Origin of the sequence: Natrialba chahannaoensis JCM 10990 (genome assembly GCF_000337135.1) — an archaeon.
In the GTDB taxonomy this organism is placed as follows: domain Archaea; phylum Halobacteriota; class Halobacteria; order Halobacteriales; family Natrialbaceae; genus Natrialba; species Natrialba chahannaoensis.
In genome coordinates this window covers 1-5,829 of the sequence record NZ_AOIN01000015.1, presented here as the reverse complement: position 1 = coordinate 5,829, position 5,829 = coordinate 1, and the positions used below count along the sequence as shown (strand labels likewise).

The 5,829-nt window shown below is 54.1% G+C and carries 3 protein-coding genes and 2 pseudogenes; 1 reads left to right on the top strand and 4 read right to left on the bottom strand.

Annotated elements, in window-relative coordinates:
• The 4 genes and pseudogenes from C482_RS02180 to C482_RS22165 form a co-directional block, all read right to left on the bottom strand.
• A partial coding sequence (locus C482_RS02180; protein WP_006165728.1) for a hypothetical protein occupies nucleotides 1–567 on the bottom strand: 567 nt, incomplete at its 3' end.
• A 149-nt stretch (nucleotides 568–716) separates the two neighbouring features.
• Nucleotides 717–1,484, bottom strand: coding sequence for a hypothetical protein (locus tag C482_RS02175; RefSeq protein ID WP_049896398.1), 768 nt, complete (start codon nucleotides 1,482–1,484; stop codon nucleotides 717–719).
• A gap of 927 nt (nucleotides 1,485–2,411) precedes the next feature.
• The gene (locus tag C482_RS02165; protein ID WP_241431864.1) at nucleotides 2,412–3,860 is read right to left on the bottom strand and encodes a cyclin family protein; all 1,449 of its coding nucleotides are present in this window, start codon (nucleotides 3,858–3,860) and stop codon (nucleotides 2,412–2,414) included.
• 59 nt (nucleotides 3,861–3,919) lie between these two features.
• A pseudogene (locus tag C482_RS22165) lies at nucleotides 3,920–4,249 on the bottom strand (eCIS core domain-containing protein); the annotation flags it as partial.
• Nucleotides 4,250–5,138: 889 nt separating this feature from the next.
• On the opposite strand from C482_RS22165, the pseudogene C482_RS22785 reads away from it, so the two are divergent.
• A pseudogene (locus C482_RS22785) lies at nucleotides 5,139–5,829 on the top strand (hypothetical protein); the annotation flags it as partial.

Sequence of the window (5,829 nt, the reverse complement as noted above, 5' to 3'; positions counted from 1 at the left end):
TTGTGTCGTCTCATCCGAACAGCTAGCCGACGTCCCCGCGGTGTACGTCTGTTCGGTTTGGTCATTCGTGTAGTAAATATACATACCAGGTAACACGTTCACGACTTCGTTCTGCTCGTCGATACAGAACCCTTTCATGATCAATACGATCTGGGGTTCGCCAGGGAACTCAACCGATCCTTCGGTAATCCCGTACTTTTCTCTGGTCTTCTCAGGATTGATTAGCGCATGATAATACTCGCGGAACGCCTCGTCAAACTTCTCTGCAGGCATATTTTCAAGCGCTTCGATGCCGCGCTCAATTTGCGGTGGATACCAACTCGGTCGAAGAATATCATACTCTGTTTTTGTGTGTGCCTCAAATCGTGCCCGCTCAAAGACCTGATTCATAATCTGCTCCTGGTCCGCAGTCCGCTCGGCCGAGCTATGTGGATAGACATCCTGACCGTGATAATCGCCTGCATTTTCGTTATCGACGGCTAGCTCAATGAGATGAGAATTCCCACGGGGGTCGATAACCTCTACCCCAACAACACCTTGCTTAATTCCTATTATTTCTACTTGCATATTTTTACTGTGCTTGCCGTTCGAATGGGACGAGTTCAGTATCGTGAAGACCGATTCCGTTGACCAGGTACTGTGCAGAAAGCCAGCCACCCTGTCTGCGGTAGAAATCTCGAATCTGGCGTTTGAACTGATGGACGATACGGTTACGGTCAGTAGTTGTATTCCTCGTAGTCGAAATTCCCGGTTCCTTTACCGAATCCGTCAATCTCGTATGCCGCAGGCGGATCTTCCCCCATGTTCCAATAGATATCTCGGATCTGGCACATCAGATTGTGGATCATAAACCCACGGAAGTCCTCCGGATAGACGAAATCGTCGGGGAGCTTGAATGGGGGAAGCATCGGAGTGATCTGTGTCGTGTCGTCCGAGCAGCTTGCAGGTGTCCCGGTAGTATAGTTCTTCTCTGCGTGCTCGTTTGAGTAGTAAACGTACATGTCGGGCAGGATGCTCACGACCTCGTTGTCGTCATTGATACAGAATCCCTTCATGATCAACACGACCTCTGGCTCACCGGGGAACTCGACCGTCCCTTCGGTAATGCCGTACTCGTCTTTGGTACGCTCAGGATTGATGAGTGCATGGTAGTATTCCCGGAAGGCCTCGTCGAACTCGTTGAGCGACATATTCTCTAGAGCGTCGATTCCACGTCGAAGTTGGGCTGGATCCCATCCAGAGTGAAGGATGTCGTACTCCGTATTTCTATGCGCCTCAAATCGTGCCCGAGCCCGGACTTGGTTCATAATCTGTTCCTCTCGATCCGTTCGTTCGGACTCGTTATATGGGTACGATTCTTGCGCATGCAAGTCCTCCTTTTTTTCGTCATCGACATCAATTTCGACTAAATGTGGGTTTCCGCGGGGATCAATGACTTTCACCCCGACAATACCATCTCTAATTCCAATAATTTTAGTCTTCATTGCGTTATATTGATTGGCATTTAAATGGTGTGATTCCAGTGTCGTGAATACCGACCCCGTCAACCTGATACTGTTCAGGAGGCTGACCACTCTGTCTGTAGTAGAGATCTCGAATCTGGCATTTGAGCTGGTGGACGATAAGATCCCGGAAGGTGTGATCACAGGCGAATGGCCGTTTGAGGGTTGAAATTGTCACGTACACGTCGGGCTCACGCTCGAGGCNCTGTAGTAGAGATCTCGAATCTGGCATTTGAGCTGGTGGACGATAAGATCCCGGAAGGTGTGATCACAGGCGAATGGCCGTTTGAGGGTTGAAATTGTCACGTACACGTCGGGCTCACGCTCGAGGCTAACCGGTGTGTGAACAAGATCCTGATCCTCGAAATAGAACGTCACGGGATCGGACTGATCAATCAGTTCCTCGTTTGCGTCATCCAGATGGAGGTACAAGGCGGTGAATTCCACGTTATCAACGGGAGGATCTCGAATTGCTTCGAGAAAGTCCATGAAGTNTTTGCGTCATCCAGATGGAGGTACAAGGCGGTGAATTCCACGTTATCAACGGGAGGATCTCGAATTGCTTCGAGAAAGTCCATGAAGTGACCCATGATGGCTGACAGGTCTAGATCCTCGAGGACATCGATGGCTTCTTCGAGAACGACCCAGTCAAAGATGGGGCTGAGAAGTTTTGCGTCAGTCTCGTGATGCCCGACGTTGCGTGCGCGGAATCGAACGCGATCAAGGATTTTCGCAGGTTCAGGATCAGTTTGGACCTCCTCTGCAAATCGGTCTTGAACGTGACCGATGAATTCACCATCCCAGTCGAACAACAGGTGATGGGTATAATCCCGGTGATCGATCACCTGGATAGCTACCCCTGGGCTATCCAGCCCGACAACATCTGCTTCCATTCGGGACGGTGGTACGTTACCCATGATAATGTTCCTCCAATAGGCCCTCCTCATCTAATACGTGTAAGAGCGCATGGACCAGTTCGTCATACTCTTGCGAGGAATCAAGCTCGGTCGCTCGCTCCCTACGTATTCCTTTGACGCGTTTGGCGAGGCGGTCTTCGAGGGCGTCACCAACTGCTGTGAGTTGCCCTCTCGTCCCAGACTCTTCCAAGCCGAGCTTTGTCAAAACCGTAGCAACACCTTTCAATCCCCCTTTAGTCAGGCCAGTGGTTACACTTGCGGACAGATCGATGGAATTCGATTCAATCGCGTCTGCACTGGCTTTGCTTCCAGTTGATGTCGTTCCCGTCACGCCGGCACTGGCCGCACCCGTTTTGGCGTAGTCTGTCACACTGATGTCGTCAATTGTGTCTGGATCGACTGACGCCATCGTGCCCACTAATACACGTGACATAAGGCCCGTCTGTTGTAACGTTTTGAGGTACTCTTCTCTTTGATCCTGCCCCATCTCAACCCATCCCTCACTAGTTATCATGCTGAGTTCTTCGAGATTTTCTTCGATCTGTTCGCGATTCAGCAGAGACGCCTCGTTGTTCAACCTATCGATGTGTTCTGCCTGCATTTCCTCTCCGAACTCGGAATCGTCAAACGATGTTTCGTTGGCTTCTAGTCCGTGTTCTTCTTCCTTGCCTCGAGTATAACTCACACCATCTTCTGTGATCGATCTGAACGTGTCATTGATAAGTTCAATCTTGTTATACTCATCGTAGTCCTTCGGCAGGCGCTTGTCCACCTGGTACTCCACTTGCGCTCGGATCGGTCCGGAGAACACACCGGCTGCCGTCGAAACGAATGGTTGGCCCGTCGAAATGTCTACTATCGCCCCGGCAGTCGCGTTCTCCATCGAGGCGGCCAGGTACTCACCACCGGAGAGGCCCTGCCAGTGACGCTCGATCGCTTCACCGAACTGGGCGGCAATCTCATCGGACTCGTTCATGAACAGCGCCAGTGTTCGCTGCTCGCGCTCGCTGAGGTTCTCGATTCCCTCGCGGTCATTGAACAGGAGTGAGTTCTGGATCTCTTCCCAGGTCCAGTGGGCCGACCCTTCACCGCCGTATCGTTCGTTGTTCCGGACCGCTTCCCTCGTCAGCTCAGGAAACGTCGCGTTGTCGAACGTTCGCTCGTAGGCCCGCGTAAACGCTGGATGGCCGTTTTCATACCCCTCACGCAACGCCTCCGGCAGCTTTTCGAGGACCTCCTCGGGCAGGCCATCCTCGAACTTCTCGGGGAGGTCCTCCTCGAGTTCGTCGTCGAGGACCTCGAGGAGTTCGTGTTTGTGCATCCGCTGGACCGACAGCGCTGCTTGGCTCGGGGTGAGCGCCCCAACGCCCGCGTCCGATCGGAGCGCCTCACTGGCAAGCTCGTCCGCCTCACGCTCGTACGCACTCGAGGAATCTCGCACNTATGCACCAACTCGTGGGCAAGCAGGTACTTGCCTGTGGCGCTGTCCGGATCGAACTCTCCGTGATTGAACACGACGTGCGAGCCCACGGCGAACGCGCGAGCGTCGATCGACTCGCAGGCCTTCGCCGCTTCCGGGCCGGTATGAATCGTGACGTCGTCGAAACGATCACCCAGACGCTCGGCCAAGTCCGACTGGACCGCCGCATCCAGCGACTGCCCAGGTGTGGAGAGAACTCGGCGAACTGGGTCGGGAACGGCTGCCTCTCCAGACTGGTCATCATCCAGGTGAGTGTATCTGTTTCGGTGTTTCGACAGCTCGTTCTGCCGTTCGATATCAGTTGGGACTGCTTCAGGAGACTGCGCTTGCCGCGTTCGGAACGCAGCCATCTTCTCGGAATCACCCATTATCTCGACTGGCATCCCTTCGTCGGCCCACTGTTCGACTGTCTCACGACCTTCGGTGTTTACTACCTGCTCGAGCGTTCGCCTGAGAGAGGCTGTGGGCACCGAGTGGCCGAGTACCGCTTCGCAGTCATCGGTTGAGAGCCAGATNGGTCTCAGCAGCAGACCGGCTACGCCGAGCAGCAGATGACTGTGAGTCGGTTGTAGTGCGGGTGGCGTTGCGGTTGGATCGACGAGCCGTCTTCGACGGCTTCGACGATGTAGACGGTGATGACTGAGATGATGAATTACCTGAATCGGAGCTGGATTTCCGAGGGCGGCGAAATCCCATCTATTACGAACATATAAAGGAGGAAATTATATATNACCTGAATCGGAGCTGGATTTCCGAGGGCGGCGAAATCCCATCTATTACGAACATATAAAGGAGGAAATTATATATCTTACCATTGGAAAGGCAAGTGAAGATATAGAGTTTCTCAGATCCATTCATCAATATTTCCAGCTTCATTGCTTACATTCTACAACATAGAAATGGCGAAGCGTCGATACAACAAAAGGTGGCCGAGTTTCTGGTATATTCTGGAGGTTTATATACGAAGCCGCGTAATTCCTGAGTAGTGACAGCACGCGCGGGACNCAACAAAAGGTGGCCGAGTTTCTGGTATATTCTGGAGGTTTATATACGAAGCCGCGTAATTCCTGAGTAGTGACAGCACGCGCGGGACAAGCCCCAACGGGGTCACGGTGGAAACGGATCGGTCCACCGATGCGTCTCGACAGCGTTGGATACGAGTCCACGCCGAAGGACTACGAGGTAGAAGGGCTCTACGGCGCGGATACTGGCGAAGTTGTCGAAGCTCGGTCCTTCGACATGACGTTCCGGGAGATGGTCGATGGCGCTCTCAAAAGCTATCCGTACGAGCAACAGCATCGGTACGACCGCTCCGTCTCCCTGGAGGACCTCGTCTCGGAAGTCCCAGCCTGCTACCTGCGCTTCTACGACACCTACGACCACGAACAGGGAAGTCCGAAGCCCTGGAACGCCGTTTTCCGTGCCCACGTCCTCCGCTGCGTCAAGGGCTGGAAGAACGCCACGGCTCTCTACAAGTACCTGAAGCAGAAGCCGTTCCTCTGCACGCAGCTGGGCTTCGAAGACATCCCCGACCAATCTACTCTCTGGCGGGCGTGGGAAGATCGCCTCGCCGACGTACAAGAGGCCGTCCATACAGCTGCCGAGGTAGTCGTGGACNGACATCCCCGACCAATCTACTCTCTGGCGGGCGTGGGAAGATCGCCTCGCCGACGTACAAGAGGCCGTCCATACAGCTGCCGAGGTAGTCGTGGACATCGCCCGCTACCACGACATCCCTGCCCCCGAACCCGAGTTCTTACCGAATCAGCCGACTGGGACGGTGACGCGGTCGAAGAGCAAAGACACGCTCGCACGCGAAAAGGCGCGTGAGGTCTGGAAGGGCGCGAAACCGATCGTTGAGGACTGCTTCTCCCTCGATCGCGGCGACAACGCTTCGATCCCCGAGGGCGCGTTCTGGGAACAGCAGTCC

What these genes read in the sequence shown, in the direction of transcription:
- C482_RS02175 (WP_049896398.1), bottom strand. Translation starts at nt 1,484, where the DNA reads ATGAAGACTAAAATTATTGGAATTAGAGATGGTATTGTCGGGGTGAAA.